Below are 17,539 nucleotides of genomic sequence, written 5' to 3' on the forward strand. Positions count from 1 at the left end.
GCCGCCGCACCGGCGGCCTCAGGCGTCGGCGTACTTGGCGTCCGCGGCCGGGTCGAGCGCGAGGCGGTAGCCCCGCTTGACGACCGTCTGGATCAGCTTGGGCGCGCCGAGTGCCGTACGCAGCCGGGCCATCGCCGTCTCCACGGCGTGCTCGTCGCGGCCGGATCCCGGCAGCGCGCGCAGCAGTTCGGCCCGCGCCACCACCCAGCCCGGCCGCCGCGCGAGGGCCCGCAGCAGCGACATCCCGGCGGGCGGGACGGGCCGCAGCGACCCGTCCACCAGCACGGCGTGCCCCCGGATCTCCACCTGGCGCCCGGCGACGGGCAACACCCGCGCCCGGCCGGGCAGTTCCTGGCAGAGGAGCTGTACGAGGGGCCCGAGCCGGAAGCGTTCGGGCTGAACGGTGTCGATGCCGAGGGCCTGCAACGGCAGCGCGGTGACCGGGCCGACGCAGGCGGGCAGGACGTCGTGGTGCAGCGTGGCGAGGAACTCCGCGCGCAGGCCCCGCTCCTCGGCCCTGGACAGCAGGGAGGCCGCGGCGGGGGCACTGGTGAAGGTGATCGCGTCCAGGCCGCGGGTGAGAGCCGCGTCGAGCAGCCGGTCGACCGGGCCGATGTCCTCCGGCGGCATCCACCGGTACACGGGCACGAGGACGACCTCGGCACCGGCGGCCCGCAGCGACTCGACGAATCCGGGCAGCGGTTCCCCGTGCAGCTGTACGGCGATACGGCGGCCGTCCACCCCTTCCTCGAGCAGCCGGTCGAGCACCTCGGCCATCGACTCGGAGGACGGCGACCACTCCTCGGTCAGCCCCTGGGCCCGGACCGCGCCCTTGACCTTGGGCCCACGGGCGAGCAGTTCCACGCTCTGCAGCCGCTCCAGCAGTTCCTCGCCCAGACCCCAGCCGTCGGCGGCCTCGACCCAGCCGCGGAATCCGATGGCGGTGGTGGCCACCACCACGTCCGGCGCGTTGTCGACCAACTCCTTCGTCGCGGTGAGCAGTTCGCCGTCGTCGGCGAGGGGCACGATCCGCAGGGCCGGCGCGTGCACGACGGTGGCCCCGCGCCGCTGGAGCAGCGCGCCCAGTTCGTCGGCCCGGCGCGCGGCGGTCACCCCCACGGTGAATCCGGAGAGTGGACCGTGCTCGGGTCGCTGCTGTTCGTCGTGCATGCGGTCTCGTCTCGCGCTCGTCGAGTCGTCGTACGGGTCAATGCTGTGTCGTACGTCGTGGCGGATCCGAGCCTGTCAACGGACCGTGACAGGCTCGGATCAAGGTGATGTCGGGCGTGTTACGTCACACCTCGGCGTAGCTGAGCTGGGCCTTCGCCTCGGCGGTGGCGCTCGCCCGGGCCGGGGCGGCCGGGCGGCGAAGGTATACGACCCAGGTGACCGCGAAGGCCGCCGCGTAGAAGACGAGGAACGTGACGAAGGCGCCGGTGCCGGATCCGGAGTCGAGGAACGACTGGCGGAAGGCGAGGTTGATGCCGACACCGCCGAGCGCGCCCACGGCACCGATGAGCCCCATGGCCGCGCCGGACAGGCGCCGTCCGTGGCGGGCGGCCTCTTCCCCTTCGAGCCCCGCTTCCAGGGCCTTCCTCTGGAAGATGCCGGGGATCATCTTGTACGTCGACCCGTTGCCGAGCCCGCTGAGCACGAAGAGCACCACGAAGACCGAGACGAAGAGCGGCAGCGACTTCTCACTGCTGGCGTAGACCAGGACGCCGGTCGCCGCGGCCATGGCGACGAAGTTCCAGAGCGTGATCCTGGCGCCGCCGTAGCGGTCGGCGAGCCGGCCGCCGACGGGACGGATCAGCGAACCGAGCAGCGGGCCGATGAAGGTGAGGTAGGCGGCCTGGAGCGGGGTACGCCCGAACTGGACCTGGAGCACCTGCCCGAACGCGAAGGCGTAGCCGATGAACGACCCGAAGGTGCCGATGTAGAGGAACGACATGATCCAGGTGTGCGCGTCCTTCGCGGCGTCCAGGGCGGCGCCGGTGTCGTTCTTCACGGAGGCGATGTTGTCCATGAAGAGGCCGGCGAGGACGGCGGCCACGACGATGAGCGGGATGTAGATCCCGAGGAGCAGCCGGGGCCCGCCGCTCGCCCCGATGATGGCGAGCGCCACGAGCTGGATGACGGGGACGCCGATGTTGCCGCCGCCCGCGTTGAGGCCGAGCGCCCAGCCCTTCTTCCGCAGCGGGAAGAAGGCGTTGATGTTGGTCATGCTGGAGGCGAAGTTGCCGCCGCCGACACCGGCCAGCAGACCCACCACGAGGAACGTGTCGAACGAGGTGCCCGGCTCCATCACCACGAACGCGGCGACGGTCGGCACGAGCAGCAGAGCCGCGGACACGATCGTCCAGTTCCGGCCACCGAAGAGCGCGACGGCGAAGGTGTAGGGGACCCGCACCACCGCGCCGACCAGCGTCACCATCGAGGTGAGCAGGAACTTGTCGGCCGGGGTGAGCCCGTACTCGGGTCCCATGAACAGGACCAGCACCGACCACATGGTCCAGACGGAGAACCCGATGTGCTCGGACAGTACGGAGAAGAGCAGGTTGCGCCGGGCGACCTTCTCGCCCTTCTCCGCCCAGAAGACCTCGTCCTCCGGGTCCCACTCCTCGATCCAGCGACCGCCCCGCGCGGGGGCCGTACTCGTGGCTGGGGCAGTCATGTCACGCCTCCATTGGTTCTCCGGGCTTACTGGCCTGCTGTTTCCCGAAGGTAGGGAGGGCTCGTTTCCGCGCTGTGGCTGTGAGTGACCTGAAGGGAACGTTGCTCTCACCCGGCCCCGGACCCGGCGGTGAGGACGGGCCGGGGACCGGGTGAGGCCGCAGGGCGTGCCTGCCCGCCGGACGGGTTCGTGCGGCGTGCTCGCCCGCCGGACGGATGAGGGCGTACGGCGGGCTCGTAGGACGTACGGCGCCCTCGTCCGGGTCCGTCAGACGGCCGCGTTGTGGTACGAGGTGACGGCCCAGGTCGCGTCGGCGGGATCGCGGACGAGCACCCAGGTCGCCCGGCACGGACTGGCGCCCGCGTCTTCGCGATGCGCGGCACGGACTGGCGCCTGCGCCCCACCACGGCGAACGGCCAGCCCGCCCTGGCGGCCTACGTCCGCGCCCCCGGCGACGACACCCACCGCCTGCACACCCTCCAGGTCTTCACGGCGGACCACGGCGCGGTGAGTCACACGGTGGCCTTCCGACTCCCCACGGTCTTCGCGGCGTTCGGGCTGGCGGAGGTGTGGGAGGGACAGCCGCGTCGGGGCTGGGCCGAGGCCTACTGGGGTGGTTGCGGCTGCGACTGTGGTGGTACGGGTCCGGGCTGGGCGGCGTACGGGTTGGCGGGCCCGCCCGGGGCGGGGACCGGAGGCTGCTGAGCGTAGGGGCCGGGGGCCTGCGGGGGCTGACCGCCGTAGAGGGCCTGACCCGGGAACGGGGCCTGCGGAGCCTGAGCCGGGTAGGGGGCCTGGCCCGCGTGCGGGGCCTGCGGAGCCTGAGCCGGGTAGGGGGCCTGACCCGCGTGCGGGGCCTGGGGAGCCTGACCGGCGTACGGGGGCTGCTGGGCGGCCTGTGGAACCTGACCGCCATACGGCACCTGGCCCGCGTACGGCGCCTGACCCGGGTACGGGGCCTGACCCGGGAACGGGGCCTGCGGAGCTTGACCGGCGTGCGGGGAGTAGGGGCCGTACGGGCCGGTGGGCCGGCCGGCGTACCCCGCCGTCGGCGGCAGATACCGCACCCGCCCGCCCTCCTCCGTCACGGGCGCGAACCCGGCCGCCCCCAGCAACGCCGCGAACTTGGCGTTCCGCTTGCGCGTGACGACGAGACCGACGCCGAGGACGACCATCATCGCGGCCCACAGGACGCCCGCAACCGTGAAAGCGACGGAGTCACCGCCCGCGCGTACCCCGAGGACGGCGCACCCGACACTGAGACCGATCCCCGCGTACACCATCCGCTTCTCGGCGTTCTTGCCGGTGAGGTCGAAGTTGATGCGGGCCTTGAGGAGTTCCAGGGCGTCGGGGACGACGGGGGGCAGCGAGACCCCGTCGCCGGCCTTCGGGTACTGCGCCCAGTTCTGCGCGGCACGCGCCTGAGCCTGCGGGCCGGGGTCGGGCACGATGAGCATCGTGAGCGCGTTGTTGCGGCCGGCACCCTGACGCACGTCCGCGTACTCGTAGCCGAACTGCTGGGCGATGAAGGCGAGTCGGGCCAGTTTCTTCACGGAGGCCATAGGGCTCGTGAGCTGTACCGCCTGGCCCTGAGCCATCAACCGGAACATCTTCCGGATCTGCCTTTTACTCACGTGACCCCCAACTCCCCACCGGACCCGCCCGTTCACACCAGCAACGGCCTCACCTTGTCACGCACGACATCTCCGCAGAACAGCCGGGCATTTCCGTTTACCGGCGCTTGACTCGACCTTGCCGGGTCCGTGGACGGGCCGGCTCAGCGGTTGATGGACTGGATCTCCTGCACGACGATGTCCTGGTCGGCCCCGAAGGTGCCGTCCGGCAGTTTCCGGGGCTGGGTCACGCCGGTGCCCGTCCAGTGGATCTGCCAGGTGATGGTGGCCCTCAGCTTGTACGAACCGTCGCCCGACGAACGCAGGTACTTCACCCCGCAGGGCGGCGTCTCCTTGGCCTTGCCCTTCGCGTACGCCTCGCCGATGTGATCGCCCGTGATCTCGCAGACGCCCGAGGCGGGATACGTCTGCGCGTCCGCCGTACCGGGCTCGATCTTCAGCGAAAGCGGCTCGGCGGTCGTCGTGGCGGTCACGTTCAGCAGGGGAACCGACGCGGTCACCGACACCGGTTTGAACTCCGCCGTGTCCAGCCACGCCCACGTCGGCAGATTCACCTTCGTCGTCCCCGCCGGAGCCAGGTCCACCTTCGTCGACGGAACCCGTATCTCCGCGTAGGCCAGCTGCGCCAGCATCTCCGGCGTGATCGCCTCGGGAATGTCCGCCGGGGGAGCCTCGCCCTTGTCCACCCAGAAGATGTCCTTGGTGCACTTCAGCGCGCCGGGGTCGCCCTCACGGCCTTCCGTGACGTACGAGTCCCACCAGTAGCCCTCGCCGGTCTTGTCCTTGTTGAAGTCCTTGGCCTCGCCGCCGTTGACGTACTTGTCGCGCTGCGTCCGGTCCCAGTCGGGACCGGTGGACTCGGCGTTCCAGATGGGCTCCAGGTGCTTCTGCAGCTCGTCCGGCGTGTACTTCGGAGCGTAATAGCAGGCGGGCGGGGTCCAGTTACCGGACGAGGAGGTCACCGGCCCGGAGGAATCACCGGACCCGTTCTTCGAACGATCGAACACAACGGCACCGGCTGTGGCGCTGAGGTTGCCCTTGCCGTCCGAGTCACCCGATGCACTGGAGCCTGATCCGTTGGCGCTGCCACCGTGCCCATATCCCGCGAAGGCTTGGGTCGAACCGATCATCACAGCAGCACAGGCTATGACTGCAACCGCTGTGGACTTCCGATGCTTCAGGACTGGCATGCGATGCTCCCCCGCTGCGATGTCAGCTTCTCCGTGACCCAAACACCTTGTTTGTCGACCCGAAGAAGGCTGCTGTACAGGACGTAGTTGTCCTTCGACTTCGGAGTCACCTCCGTCTTGCCCGTCTTCAAGCTCTTGTTGTATGCCTTGTTCTGGTCTTCACAGTAGACAAAGGCTGCCGTTCCATCAGAGTTGATCGCCACCTTCGAGTTGTAGTAGCGCTTCGCCCCGGTGATGCGGTCCTTGTAGTCCACGAACTCCTGAATGAACTTCTGACTCCCGGCTGCTGCTGTGCCCTCGGAGTAAAAGCGGTAAGCCTTGTGCAGCGGGTTCTGCACGGCAATCGCCATGTCCACGGCCTTGATGAACTGCTCGCTGTCGCTCAGCACCGCATCCTTGTCTTTGTCGCCCGTCTTGGGCCACTCGAAGGTGTAGGTGAGATCCGACGGCAGCTCGATCTTCGGTCGGTCCGTCGATTGCGTCGCGCTTGCGCTGGGTGTGGCGGACGTCTTGCCGCCGGTGTCCGCGCCGGCGATCTTGTCGTTGGCCTTCGGCTTGTCACCACCCCCACCGCAGGCGGTCAGAACCAGCACGGCTGACGCTCCGACAGCGACTGTGGCAACCAGGCGGGAACGGCGGTTCACGGCAGACTCCTGTGCGGCATGGGGTTCGGAAGGGCACCAACACGCTAGCGGGGGCCTGTGCGGCGACACCAGCGCGAATGGTGCCAACCGAGTAACAGTGGTTGCCCATAGAGGCCCATAGCCTGGCCAACTGACCCACTGAGAGCGTCGATTGAGCGAGAGCCGCCAGGACCACGGTTAACCCAGTTGCTGTCCGCAAAGCCCTGGGCCCGTCGAAGCCGGCCATCGTCGCGATCTGGCGGAGGACCGCCCTGCACTGCTCACGCCGTCCGACAGCGGTGGTGCTCAGCGTGAACACGGCCAGCCGCCCGCAGTCCGCGGCAGGCGAACGCGGAACTGGACCAAGGGTGTCCGAGGAAGGGATCTCAGGGAGTCCGTGGACAGGCCGGGCTCAGCGGTTGACGGACTGGACCTCCTGCCCGACGACCTCCTGGCCGGAGCCGATCCTGCCGTCCGGCGGGCTCCGTGGCCCAAGCGTCCGGGGCACTTCCGACCACCAGAACGCCCGCCGGCAGAGCGGCACGAATGGTGTTCCTCGCTACGGCCGGCACTGAGCCGCCCCCCTGGTGGAAATGATCTGCGATGTCTGCCACACACCTTCTGAGCTCTTGTCCAAGCGTGTGTTGTAAAGGACGTAGCTGTTCTTGGTGGCCGGGGTCTTGTTGACCTTGTTGGTCTTCTTGTCCTTGGCGTAGCCCTTGCTCTCGTCCGCGCAGAACGTGAGCGAGGCGGAGGTCTTGCCGTTGAGGGTCACGGTCCGGTCGTAGTACCGCGCCTCACCCGTGAGGGTCGAACCCGCGTCGTTGAACTGATTGACCCAGGTCAACGCGGCTTCGAGAGCCTTGCCGGTGTTGTAGTACCCGAGCGCCTCGCCCTTGGGGTCCGTCCCGGTGATCGCCGCGTCGACGGCCCGCATCCGCTCCGCGCTGTCGGCGAGGACGGCATCCTTGGTGTCGTCGCCGGTCTTCGATCCTTCGAAGGTCAGCGTGAGATCCGACGGCAACTCGATCTTCGGTCGGCCCGTCGGCTGGGGGGCGCTGGTGCCGGGTGAGGCCGAAGCCTTGTCGCCGGTGTCCGCGCCGGCGATCTTGTCGTTGGCCTTCGGCTTGTCACCACCCCCACCGCAGGCGGTCAGAACCAGCACGGCTGACGCTCCGACAGCGACTGTGGCAAGCGGGCGGGAACGGCGGTTCACGGCAGACTCCTGTGCGGCATGAGGTTCGGAGGGACACCAAGACGCTAGCGGGGGCCCGTGCGACGACACCACAGCGAACGGTGCCAACCGAGTAACAGACGTTGCCCATAGAGGCCCATAACGTGGCCAACTGACCCACCGAGAGCGTCGATTGAGCAAGAGCCGCCAGGGCCACGGTTCACCCAGTTGCTGTCCGCAAAGCCCTGGGCCCGTCGAAGCCGGCCATCGTCGCGATCTGACGGAGGACCGCCCCATCACCGCCACCGGACGTGTGAGTACCGCCAGGCTTCTGGCTGCCGTTACCGAAGTCGTCGGCGGCGGCGGCGTGGGCGTTGCCCAAGAGAAGTATCGCAATCGGGGAGCCGCTCACGGCCCCGCGCCATTTCACGGCCGGCATTTGCCGCTACCCCTCTCCGAGAGCATGTCCTGCGTCACCCAGACGCCGTCCGAATTCCGCTTCAACGTCGTGTTGTAGAAGATGTAGCTGTTCTTCGTGACGGGAGTCTTGTCGACCTTTCCGGTCTTGACGAACTTGTTGTACGCCTTGCCCTGGTCCTCGCAGTAGGTAAGCGCCGCCGATCCGTCACCAAGAAGGGTCACCGTCTCGCTGTAGAAACGATAGGTACCGGTGGTGCGAGCCTCGTGGTCCACAAATCGCTGCACATACTTCTGCGTCGCCGCCGCGAGCTCTTCCGCCGAGTAGAAGCGATATGCGGGGTCGAGCGGGTCTTGATTGGCGATGGCCTGGTCCGTGGCCTTGATGAACAGCTCACCGTCGGCCAGAACGGCATCTTTTTCCTTGTTGCCGGTTTTGCGCCACTCGAAGGTGTAGTGAAGGTCGGCAGGCAACTCGATCTTCGGTCGGCCCGTCGACTGGGGTGCGCTGGTGCCGGGTGAGGCCGAAGCCTTGTCGCCGGTGTCCGCGCCGGCGATCTTGTCGTTGGCCTTCGACTTGTCACCACCCCCACCGCAGGCGGTCAGAACCAGCACAGCTGACGCTCCGACAGCGACTGTGGCAAGCGGGCGGAAACGGCGGTTCACGGCAGACTCCTGTGCGGCATGAGGTGCGAAGGGACACCAAGACGCTAGCGGGGGCCCGTGCGACGACACCACGGCGAATGGTGCCAACCGAGTAACAGCCGCTGCCCATAGAGGACCATAGAGGCCCATAGCATGATCAACTGGCCGTCCGGAGGCTTCGCTTCAGCGACAGCCCCCGGAAGCGCGGTTCACCCAGTTGCTCTCCGCAAAGCCCTCAGCCTCCGTCACGGCACCCGGGGGCAGGCCGGACGCAGCGGGTTGTCGAAGGAGGCCAGGGCCGCGATACGGCGAAGGATCGCGCGGTACTGCTCGCTCCGGTCGACAGCGGCCGTGCTCAGCGTGAACACGGCCAGCCGCCCGCAGTCCGGATGCGGCAGGTGGGCGCGGAACTGGACCAAGGACATCTGCGGGATCCCGCTCACGACTCCGGGAGTGTGAACCTTCTCGCTGAACGTGACCGGCCCGCACGGGAGTTCGACGAACTCGATGCGTGCCTGCGCGTCGAGCCCGCTCACCGCACGCGCAGCCGTCACGGCTCGCGGTGACACCGCCGTTGCCCGCCAGGAGACGGTGAAGAACGACAACAGCGGCCGGCCACAGCTCGCCGCCCCCGCATCGACGTCATCACGGTGCAGTCCGATGGAGCAATGGACGGTTCCTGCCTCGGTCAGAGCGCCGAGCAGTTGCTGTCCCTGAGTGAACTGGGCGATGAACCGCTGCCGTGCCACCCCGTCAAGAGCCGCATCGAGAATCGGCGCGAGTGCGGTACGCAGATCATCCGCGGCCTGGGAGCCCGGTACGGGCAGCAACGCGTCGAGGGGCACAGCGGTGAAGCCCGCGGGTTCCGCGAACCAGATATCGGCGTCGGGGTCTTCGGCCGAGTCGGCGACGGTGAAACGGTGGGCCGTGGTCATCGGATCCTGCCGGGTACGAGTCAGTGAGGGTGCGAGTGCGGGCGCACCGCGTCGGGGACATGAGCGCCGGAACGTCGGGCCCGTTCGAGGGCGGCGGGGCTCGCGTTCCAGTCGGTCGGCTCGATGCCCCGGCGGCCCGTGGCCGTGCGCTGATAGAGCAGGTGCAGTCTCTTGGGTGCCTCACGTTTCCGCCTGGAGGCCGCGATGACGGCGATGAAGCGGGGGTCACCGGCGAACCAGAGCGGCTCGATCTCGGCCTTCAGCTCCGGTTTCGTACGGGCGGTACCGAACCGTCGCATCCACCAGAAGGTCCGCATACCAGAAAGAAACAACAGAGGAATCCGCTCCCCCGGCTCCTCAGGATTGGGCAACTCCAGCCACATCTCGTCCTCTTGAACCATCGGATGCCGGTTCCGACCCCGGGGGACATCGGTGAGGAGTTGCCAGGGGTACTGCCAGAGGACGCGCTGGATGTAGACGGAGGGACGGATGTAGGCGAGTTGGAGGACGGCTCGGAAGGTTGCATAGACGAGAAGAACGAGGAACAACCAACCGATCCAGCGTGGTAACGCCACAATAAGGAAGAGGCTCCCAGCCCAGACTGCGAACCAGCCGATCAGACGCCCCGCAATCATGATCATGTGCTGAAACCAGGCACGCCTGGTTGGCGGGTGATCCCAAGCAGTTCGGTAGTTCGTTGGATCCATAGGGCGCGCTCTTCTCTCTGTTCCGGCTCAGAAGACGTGACGGGCAAGGCTGACAAGGCCACCGGCATCAAGGCCGAGTCGGGCTCCGTCAATGCTCGCCACGGAACCGTCCTTGAGCCCATCGTCGTCAGCGTCGACGGCAGCCATGACCAGGCCGAACCCGGCCGTACCGACACCGATCGAGGCCGAGGTGACTTCGACCGCCTTGGCAATAGGCGCGGCCCGAGCACCCCGGACCGTGAAACCGAGCAGTGCGTTGTCCAAGTCCGCGATGGACTTGGCGTGCTCCATGGTTTCCGTGCCGAATCGGGCCGCTCGTTGGGTGAGCGTCAAGGCTTCGCCCGCTTCCCCTGTAGCTCGAACCGCGATTGTGGCTCCCTTGCCTACCGCTCCGACTCCAGGAAGCACTCCGAGGGCATCGCCACCGACGGTGACAATGTTGCTCCAGAAGTCGATGTCAAACTCACCCTTGGTAAATCCGTCCCACAGGGACTCACGCAACGTCGGGTTGCCAAAGACCCGCAAAGCCAAAGCCGTCCCGCTCAATGCCGCAGTAGCCAGCAGGAGCGCCGCTGCCACCGTGCCACCCGACACCACAAACAACGCGACCAAGCCGATCACAGCCCCCAAAGTGCTCAAGATGTCCGGCAAGTTCTCGGTGACCCAGTCCAGTGCCGAGTCGAACCAGCCCGGTTCATGGGGCGTCAGCTTCTTCGTGGCGTCGCGGATCTTGCCCGCGCGTAGACGGGCCTGGTGCTCGTGTTCCTCGGCGAGTTCGCGCGCCGTTCCGCGAACTCTGCGCAGCACGTCCTCGGCGTCGTCCACCGCCGATTCCGCCCTGGTCAACGCCTTCCGTGCCTCGTCGCGCGCGGCGCCCTTCCCCTCCAGGTCGGGGCTGTCACCCGCCTTCGTGGCGTGACCCTTCGCCCGGTCCACGGCGGCCTGGGCTTCCTCCGCCTCCTGTTCCAGTCTCTTCGCACGCCGCTGGAAGTCGTCGAGTTCGCCTTCCCAGCGGTCGAGTTGCCGGGCCGCCTTGCGGATGGAGTGCGCCGCGTTCTTCAGGTTCAGGGGAAGCGGTCCGCCGTCCAGCTGCTCGCGGAAGGCGACGGCCGCGTCGCCCTTCCAATAGCTGCCGTCCATCAGCTTGGTGACGAGCTCATGCGTCTCATCAAGGACCTTCGCGCACCCCGTGAGCTTCTTACGGAGGCCGCTCACGGTCTCCGTACTGCCCGGCACCGGATCGAACCCGAGATGCGGGTAGTCGGGGTTGGGGATACGCGGGGCCGACTTGAGTCCCTGCGGCTTGTCGCGGTCGGCGAGGGACCGCGGGTCCATCGCCGCTCCCGTGTCCTCGGGCTCGTAGGTCACCTCGTACCCCCGCCCCCGCCGTTCCCGGCCTTCTTCAGCGCTTGCTCCAGGGCTTTGTCCACCTCGCGGTAGCTGTCCCTGCTCTTCCCGATGATCTCGGCCAGGTCCTCGGTCTGCTCACCGATCTGGTCGGCTCCGTACTTCCAGTTGTCCTGGAATGCCTCGCAGGCACAGTCGAGGTCGTCCGTTCCCAGACCGGTGACCGTGGCGTCCTCCAACGCTCTGCGCAGACCCTGCAACGACTCGGTTGATCTCCGGAGCATCTTCATGAAGTGCGACAGCTCATCGCCGTCGACAGCAAGCCGTTCCGCCATGCCCTCTGCTCGTTCCGGATCTCAGGGAGTCCGGGGGCCGGACTCAGCGGTTGACGGACTGGATCTCCTGCACGACGACCTCCTGGCCGGCGCCGAACCTGCCGTCCGGCAGGTTCCGTGGCGCGGGTATGCCGGTGCCCGTCCAGTGGATCCGCCAGGTGAGGGTGGCCTGCAACCGGTACGAGCCGTCGCCCGAGGAACGCAGGTACCGCAGCCCGCAAGGAGGGGTCTCCTCGGCCTTGCCCCTGACGTACGCCTCGCCGATGTGATCGCCCGTGATCTCGCAGACGCCCGAGGCGGGATACGTCTGCGCGTCCGCCGTACCGGGCTCGATCCTGAGGGTGACCGGCTCGGCCGTCGTCGTGGCGGTCACGTTCAGCAGGGGAACCGACGCGGTCACCGACACCGGCTCGAACTCCGCCGTGTCCAGCCACGCCCACGTCGGCAGATTCACCTTCGTCGTCCCCGCCGGAGCCAGGTCCACCCTCGTCGACGGCACGCGCATCTCCGCGTAGGCGAGCCGCGCCAGCATCTCCGGCGTGATCGCCTCCGGAATGTCCGCCGGCGGGGACGCGCCCTTGTCCACCCAGAAGGCGTCCTCCGTGCATGTGGAGGCGATGGGGTCGCCCTCGCGTCCTTCGGTGACGTACGAGTCCCACCAGTAGCCCTGGTCGGCCTTGGCCTTGTTGAAGTCCTTGTAGGGATGCCCGTTCACGTAGGTGTCGCGCTGTTTCGCGTCCCACTGATACCCCGTCGATTCGACCGCCCAGATCGACTCCTTGTACTTCCGCATCTGAGCCGGGGTGTACTTCGGGGCGTAATAGCAGGCGGGCGGAGTCCAATTGCCCGACGAAGGGGTCACCGGGCCGACAGAGTCCCCCGCCCCGTTCCCCGACCGGTCGAACACAACAGCCCCCGCCGCGGCAAAGAGGAGGCCCTTACCATCCGCGTTCCCAGAAGCCCTCACACTGGGAGGGGACGTCTGAGCGCCTCCGCCGATCTCGTTGTCGGCCAGTGCGGGCGCTGCGCTCAGACAGAGGGAACCGATCATCGCTGCGGAGATCACACCTCCCCAACCGGTGCTCAGGGCTGGCACTTTGTGCTTCCCCTCCGGGAAAGGAGCTTCTCGATGACCCAGACGCCCTTGCCATTCTTGTGCAACTGGGTGTTGTACAGAACGTAGCTGTTCTTCGTGACGGCTGTTTTGTCGATTCTTTTCGGCTTCAGGTACATGTCGTACGCCTTGCTCTGGTCCTCGCAGTAGACGAGCGACGCGCTGTCGGCGCCGTTCACCTTCACCGCTGGGGCGTAGTAGCGGTACACACCCGTTGTACGAGCCTTGGCGTTGACGTATGCCTCGACGAACTTCTGGGTCTCCGCGGCGGCTTCGCCCTCGTAGTAGAAGAGGTATGCCTTGTCGAGGGCGTCTTGGTTGACGATGGCCAGGTCGACGGCCTTGATGGACTGCTCTGTGTCCCCGAGCACCGCATCCGTGTCCTTGTCGCCTGTCTTGGGCCACTCGAACGTGTAAGTGAGATCCGACGGCAACTCGATCTCCGGTCGCCCCGCCGATGGCATCGCACTCCCGCCCGCCGAAACCGACCCCTCACCCCCCGCCCCCGCGATCTCGCCATGCCCCTTCGGCTCGTCGCCGCCCCCGCCGCAGGCGGTCAGGACGAGCAGTGCGGCTGTCGCTCCGGCGGCGGCCGTGGGGAACAGGCGGGGGCAGCTGGTCACGGAGGCTCCTGGCGGCGTGGGGGAGGCAGCGGCACGTCACGCTAGCGGGGCCCACGCGGCGGCACGAGGACGTAGGGCGCCGAACAGGTGGATATAGAGGCCCATAGCGTGACCAAACGGCCACCCGGAAACCTTCGATTGAGTGACATCGCGGGATGAACGGGATGGGGGTGCCCCGGCAAATCGGTGCGGTGAATCGGTGTGGCACATCGGCGCGGTGAATCGCCGGCCCGCCGGGGCACCCCGGTCGTGCAGCCGCCGCCAGGCCTCTGCCCCCGGCGCCCTCCCAGAAGCCGCCGCTAAGCCTTGGTCCGGCGCCCCCGGGCCGTCGAACGGACCGTGGACTTACGGACCTTGGAATTGCGAACCTTGGACTTGCGGATCTTGGACTTGCGGACCTTTGCTCCGTTCGGCCAGAGGCGCGGGCTTCGTTTGGCCGCGATGTCCTCGATCCAGCCGAAGGCCACGATGGTCAGGCCTATCAGCGGCCACACCAGGACGAGCATCCACAGGGTGTAGGTGGCGTCGAGGGCCGCCGTCGCCCCTGCGTTCTCCATGAAGGGGAGGTCGTAGAGCTGGTCGAGGATCGGGACCGTGGCCATGATGAGCATGTTGTGCCACAGGTAGATCGTGACCGCGCGGTTGTTGGACAGCGTCACCAGCTTGTCCCACCGGGCGAGGCGGCCCGGCAGTTCCTGCCAGGACGGGCTGTACTGGAGCAGGATCACCACGAAGCCGAAGGACCACAGCGCGTCGGCCAGCGGGATGTCGTTCAAGTCCCAGCCGTCGGGGCCCAGATGACCCGAGGCCCACCACAAACCGAAGGCCATCATCAGGGCCGAGCACGAGATGGCGATGTAGCGCGGGACCTTCACGAGCACGCCCTCGTGGTGGGCGAAGCCGAGGATCCAGCAGCCGCCGTAGACGGCGAAGTCGGTGACGGCGTTGCCGGTCTCACCGGGGATGGTGACCAGCCCGGTGCCGACCACCGCCGTCAGGGCGAGGGGAGCCGACGCGGTCACCCACGGAGCACGGCGGAACGCCCACAGCATGAGCGGGGACGCGACCACGAACCACAGGTACGCGCGCAGGTACCAGAGCACACCCGCGCTCTGGACCGCCCAACTGTCCTCCAGCAGGCCCGACTTGGAGCCGATGCTCCAGGGGAACGGCGGGGCGCCGACCGGGACGATGTAGTTGAGCAGGTCGACCAGGCCCCATGTGCCGCCGTGGTCGGGGTCGTGCCAGGGGTTCCAGCCGCCCGCGAACATCATGGCCAGCGCCACCGCGCTGAAGGCCCAGAGCGGGGGCAGCAGACGCCGTACGCGGCCCCTGATCACGCCCAGCGGCGGCCTGCTCAGCGAGCGGGCCATCAGGGAGCCGGCCAGCGCGAACATCACGCCCATGGAGGGGAAGACGACCGTCAGCCAGCCCCAGCCCATCAGGTGGTACACGACGACGCGGACCAGCGCCATGGAGCGGAGCAGGTCCAGATAGCGGTCGCGGCCGGGGCGGCTCGGAGCCGGCTTCTGCCCCGGATCCGCCCCTTCGGCGGTCTCGGGAAGCGGCCTTGTTCCGGAAAGCGGGCTCGTCTCGGAGAGCTGTCCCGGGTCGGACAGCGGTCCCGTCCCGGGCGGCGGGACCGGGTCCGAACCCGTCTGCGGCTGCGGGCGGAGCCAGTCGTCCGTGGGCGCTCCCGGGTACGTACGCGGACGCGGGACCGCCGGCTTCGGCGTGCCCAGCGGCGGGGTCGCCCCCACCGGGTACTCGTGCGTGGTCATCCGACCGGCCTCCGTTCGTTCCCGCTGTCCGACGCCCGCTGCTGCGGGACGGATCCCGGTGCCGCCCCCACGACGCCGGTGCGGCGCAGCTTCTGCCAGCGCAGCCGGCCGCCGGTGAGGGCGGTGATCCAGGACTGCAGCAGGACGACGTACATCAGCTGCCGGTAGAGGACCTGCTGAAGGGGCAGCGAGATCAGATGGGTCATGCGTTCCTTGTCCAGGCGGAACGCGTACGCCGCGCACACCGCCTGGATGGTGAGGACGCCGAGCCAGGCGACGATCGTCTTCTGGGTCGGGCCGAAGACGACGCCGTACAGCAGGAAGACGTCGATCAGGGGCGCGAGGAGCGGGGCCAGGACCATGAAGAGGGAGACCAGGGGCAGGCCGACCCGGCCGAAGCGGCCCGACGGGCCCCGTTCGACCAGGGCGCGGCGGTGCTTCCAGATCGCCTGCATGGTGCCGTAGCACCAGCGGTAGCGCTGGGACCACAGCTGCTGGACGGACTCCGGGGCCTCGGTCCAGGCGCGCGCGTTCTCCGCGTAGACGACCCGCCAGCCGTCGCGGTGCAGGGCCATCGTGATGTCGGTGTCCTCGGCGAGCGTGTCGTCGCTCATGCCGCCGACGCGCTCCAGCGCGGTACGGCGGAAGGCTCCGACCGCGCCGGGGATGGTCGGCATGCAGCGCAGCAGGTCGTACATGCGGCGGTCGAGGTTGAAGCCCATCACGTACTCGATGTGCTGCCAGGCGCCGATGAGGGAGTCCCGGTTGCCGACCTTGGCGTTGCCCGCGACCGCGCCGACCTTGGGGTCGGCGAAGGGCTGGACGAGTTCGCGGACGGTCGCCGGCTCGAAGACCGTGTCGCCGTCCATCATCACGACGATGTCGTGGCCGGCGTTCGCCAGACCCCGGTTGAGGGCCGCGGGCTTGCCGGCGTTGGCCTGGCGTACGACGCGTACGTTCGGCACGTGCATGTCCTCGACGATGCGGGCGGTGCCGTCGGCCGATCCGTCGTCGATGACGATGATCTCGATGGGGTGCTCGCTCGCCATGAGGGAGGTCACGGTGTTCTCGATGCACTTGGCCTCGTTGTACGCCGGGACCAGCACCGTCACCGGTTCGGTGACCGGCGCCGCGCCCCAGCGGAAGTCCTTGCGGCGGACCCGGCGGGCGTGCAGCGCGGAGAGCAGGAGCATCATCCCGAAGCGGGTGAAGACCAGCACGCCGATGATCGCGATGCCGACGACCAGGATGTCGGTGGTCTTCTCCGATGCCTGCACCAGGAAGATCCAGGCCTTGCCCTTCCACAGGTCGAGGCCGGTCACCGGGGTGTTCGCGCTCGGCGCGTCGAGTGCCTCGGTGAGGTTCTGGAACTCGTAGCCCTGCCGCTGGAGCCGGGGCAGGAACTCGGCCAGCGCCTGCACGGTCTGATGGCGGTCGCCGCCCGAGTCGTGCATGAGGACGATGGCGCCCTTGCCGCCCTTGGGCGTGGCCCGCCGGATGATCTCGTCGACGCCCGGCTTCTGCCAGTCCTCGCTGTCGGTGTTGTTGACGACGGTGATGTAGCCGCGGGTTCCGACGTACTGCGTCACCGGCCAGGACCTGTCGTCCATGGCGTCGGCGAACGAGGAGTACGGCGGGCGGAACAGGGAGCTGCGGATGCCCGCCGCGCCTTCCAGTGCCAGCTGGTTCTGCGACAGTTCCCAGTCGATACGGCTCTTGGACTGGTACGACAGGTCGGGGTGGCTGAAGGTGTGCAGGCCGACCTCGTGGCCCTCCCCCACCATCCGCTCGATGAGCTCCGGGTGGCGCGAGGCCATGGTGCCGGTGACGAAGAAGACCGCGTGGGCGTGGTTCGCCTTGAGGACGTCCAGGACCTTGGGGGTCCAGGCCGGGTCCGGGCCGTCGTCGAAGGTGAGGACGAGACGGTGGTCCGGGACGCCGAGGCTGGTCGTGCGTCCGCCGCGGGTGTCGATGACGGGACCGCCGTCGAGGATCTTCTGCGGCACCTTGTCCGTGGCCGCCTCGGGCCGGACGCGGTGGTCCGCGAGGATCTCGCTGTGCACGTAGCCGCGCAGCATCAGCATGCCCATCATCGCGAGCAGGATGACGAGAGGCAGCAGGAAGCGCAGGGGAAGACGGCGGCGCCGGGCGCCGCGGTCATGGCGCGGGGCGGTGCCGGGGCCATGACGCGGCGTGCTGGGCGCGGGGCCGTGGCGGCTGGTGCGGGACATCAGAGGAGGGTCTCCGGGAACGAAGGGGAGAGGGAGTACGGGGAACCGAGGGGGCGGCTCGGCCGCCCGGACGCCGCGGACGGGTCCTCTACGAGCGCCGCCACCGCGC

Annotated in this window: 16 protein-coding genes; all 16 read right to left on the reverse strand. The window is 68.3% G+C overall.

Annotated elements, in window-relative coordinates:
• Positions 1-18: 18 nt before the first annotated feature.
• Positions 19-1,170 carry a uroporphyrinogen-III synthase gene (locus tag OG485_RS18090; RefSeq protein WP_328669380.1) on the reverse strand — a complete coding sequence of 384 codons (1,152 nt, stop codon included), beginning with the start codon at positions 1,168-1,170 and terminating at the stop codon, positions 19-21.
• 124 nt (positions 1,171-1,294) lie between these two features.
• Entirely contained in the window at positions 1,295-2,674 is a 1,380-nt protein-coding gene (locus OG485_RS18095) for a nitrate/nitrite transporter (RefSeq protein WP_328669381.1), read from the reverse strand.
• Between the two features lie 267 nt (positions 2,675-2,941).
• The gene (locus OG485_RS18100) at positions 2,942-3,190 is read right to left on the reverse strand and encodes a hypothetical protein (protein ID WP_328669382.1); all 249 of its coding nucleotides are present in this window, start codon (positions 3,188-3,190) and stop codon (positions 2,942-2,944) included.
• An 89-nt stretch (positions 3,191-3,279) separates the two neighbouring features.
• Positions 3,280-4,308 (reverse strand): hypothetical protein, encoded by a 1,029-nt coding sequence (locus tag OG485_RS18105; RefSeq protein WP_328669383.1) that lies wholly within the window; start codon positions 4,306-4,308, stop codon positions 3,280-3,282.
• Positions 4,309-4,451: 143 nt separating this feature from the next.
• On the reverse strand, positions 4,452-5,498 hold the full coding sequence (locus OG485_RS18110; protein WP_328669384.1) for a hypothetical protein: 1,047 nt from the start codon (positions 5,496-5,498) through the stop codon (positions 4,452-4,454).
• A complete protein-coding gene (locus tag OG485_RS18115; RefSeq protein ID WP_328669385.1) occupies positions 5,486-6,091 on the reverse strand; it encodes a hypothetical protein in 606 nt (201 codons plus the stop codon). The genes OG485_RS18110 and OG485_RS18115 overlap by 13 nt, the downstream gene beginning before the upstream one ends.
• A gap of 589 nt (positions 6,092-6,680) precedes the next feature.
• Positions 6,681-7,337, reverse strand: coding sequence for a hypothetical protein (locus tag OG485_RS18120; protein ID WP_328669386.1), 657 nt, complete (start codon positions 7,335-7,337; stop codon positions 6,681-6,683).
• Between the two features lie 384 nt (positions 7,338-7,721).
• Positions 7,722-8,327, reverse strand: coding sequence for a hypothetical protein (locus OG485_RS18125; protein WP_328669387.1), 606 nt, complete (start codon positions 8,325-8,327; stop codon positions 7,722-7,724).
• A 275-nt stretch (positions 8,328-8,602) separates the two neighbouring features.
• Positions 8,603-9,292 (reverse strand): hypothetical protein, encoded by a 690-nt coding sequence (locus tag OG485_RS18130; protein ID WP_328669388.1) that lies wholly within the window; start codon positions 9,290-9,292, stop codon positions 8,603-8,605.
• A gap of 20 nt (positions 9,293-9,312) precedes the next feature.
• Positions 9,313-9,840 (reverse strand): hypothetical protein, encoded by a 528-nt coding sequence (locus OG485_RS18135; RefSeq protein WP_328669389.1) that lies wholly within the window; start codon positions 9,838-9,840, stop codon positions 9,313-9,315.
• A gap of 186 nt (positions 9,841-10,026) precedes the next feature.
• Positions 10,027-11,367 carry a hypothetical protein gene (locus tag OG485_RS18140; RefSeq protein WP_328669390.1) on the reverse strand — a complete coding sequence of 447 codons (1,341 nt, stop codon included), beginning with the start codon at positions 11,365-11,367 and terminating at the stop codon, positions 10,027-10,029.
• Positions 11,364-11,681 (reverse strand): type VII secretion target, encoded by a 318-nt coding sequence (locus OG485_RS18145; protein ID WP_328669391.1) that lies wholly within the window; start codon positions 11,679-11,681, stop codon positions 11,364-11,366. Before OG485_RS18145 ends, OG485_RS18140 begins: the two co-directional genes overlap by 4 nt.
• 43 nt (positions 11,682-11,724) lie before the next feature.
• Positions 11,725-12,777, reverse strand: coding sequence for a hypothetical protein (locus OG485_RS18150; protein ID WP_443048720.1), 1,053 nt, complete (start codon positions 12,775-12,777; stop codon positions 11,725-11,727).
• Positions 12,765-13,418, reverse strand: a complete 654-nt coding sequence (locus OG485_RS18155; RefSeq protein WP_328669392.1) for a hypothetical protein — start codon at positions 13,416-13,418, stop codon at positions 12,765-12,767. The genes OG485_RS18150 and OG485_RS18155 overlap by 13 nt, the downstream gene beginning before the upstream one ends.
• 299 nt (positions 13,419-13,717) lie before the next feature.
• Complete coding sequence (locus tag OG485_RS18160) at positions 13,718-15,199, reverse strand: acyltransferase family protein (RefSeq protein WP_328669393.1); 1,482 nt, start codon at positions 15,197-15,199, stop codon at positions 13,718-13,720.
• A complete protein-coding gene (locus tag OG485_RS18165) occupies positions 15,196-17,433 on the reverse strand; it encodes a glycosyltransferase (protein WP_443048921.1) in 2,238 nt (745 codons plus the stop codon). Before OG485_RS18165 ends, OG485_RS18160 begins: the two co-directional genes overlap by 4 nt.
• Positions 17,434-17,539: the final 106 nt, after the last annotated feature.

This window comes from Streptomyces sp. NBC_00328 (genome assembly GCF_036139655.1).
Lineage (GTDB): Bacteria > Actinomycetota > Actinomycetes > Streptomycetales > Streptomycetaceae > Streptomyces.